Here is a 542-nt window from a genome sequence, read left to right as displayed (position 1 = left end):
GCCGACGGGTGCGGCGAGGTTGGGGCCGACCACGCCGCCCACCGTCGTGGCGACCAGCACGGTGGACAACGCCCGGGCGCGGTACGCGGGAGCCGCCAAGTCGGCGCCGGCATAGCGGGCCAAGAGGTTCGTGGCGGTACCTGCGCCGTAGACGAACATCGCGACGAACAGCAGCAAGGGGCTACCGGCGACTGCCGCGGCTGCGACGCCGGCGCTTCCGATGGCGCCGGCCGAGTAGCCGGCGACCAGACCTGCTCGACGTCCGTGCTCCTGCGAGACGCGTCCGAGCGCGATCGCGGCCGCTGCCGAACCGGTGATGGACAATGCGCCAAGCAGTCCGGCCAGGCCGGTGGAACCGAGCATGTCCTGGGCCAGCAGGGCACCGACGGTGACGCCCGCCGCGAGTCCGGCTCCGCTGAAGACCTGGGCGGCGACCAAGACGAGCAGCACCCGGCGCTGCGCCTGGGACCGCTGGGGATCTTCGATCAGGGCGGTTGTGGTCGTCACGGCGTGGTTCCTTCGTCGGATGCGCCCTCGTGGGA

Annotated in this window: 1 protein-coding gene; it reads right to left on the bottom strand. The window is 72.3% G+C overall.

Annotated features, from left to right (window positions below; genetic code table 11):
- The coding region (locus tag AC1DSF_RS30650) for an MFS transporter (protein ID WP_478184078.1) at positions 1-507 on the bottom strand (507 nt) is incomplete at its 3' end.
- Positions 508-542: the final 35 nt, after the last annotated feature.

The sequence above is a fragment of the Variovorax sp. 01N429 genome, assembly GCF_056399425.1.
The sequence above is the reverse complement of the archived record's forward strand: the minus strand, read 5'-3'. Positions and strand labels throughout refer to the sequence as shown.